Here is a 345-nt window from a genome sequence, read left to right as displayed (position 1 = left end):
TGTTGGTTGTTCTTTTTTTTGTTGGGGTGTTTTTTTTTTTTCTTTGTTTTTGTGTTTTTTTTTTTTTTTGTGGTGTTGTGGTTTTTTTTTTTTTGTTTGTGGTTTTTTTTTTTTTTTTGGGGGGTGGGGGGGGGGGGTGTGTGGTGGGGGGGGGGGGGGTGGTGTGTTTGTTGCGGTTGGGGGGGGGGGTGGGGGGTGTGGTTTGGTGCGTTGTTGGGTCGCGCGGTGTTGGTCGTCGAGGGGGGGGTGGGGGGGGGGGGGGGGGAAGCCCGCCTCGGCGCCCGCGCTGTCGAAGCCGACCACGCCGAGGTCGCGGTAGCGGTTGGCCAGTTCGGCGATCTCCAG

1 protein-coding gene is annotated in these 345 nt (G+C 57.1%); it reads left to right on the top strand.

Annotation, left to right across the window (positions count from 1 at the left end):
* A partial coding sequence (locus tag PUR26_RS04275; RefSeq protein WP_329869358.1) for a hypothetical protein occupies positions 1 to 345 on the top strand: 345 nt, incomplete at both ends.

This window comes from Streptomyces sp. SP18CS02 (assembly GCF_036322365.1).
GTDB lineage: Bacteria > Actinomycetota > Actinomycetes > Streptomycetales > Streptomycetaceae > Streptomyces.
Note: the sequence above shows the minus strand (reverse complement) of the source record. Positions and strands in the feature narration are given on the sequence as shown.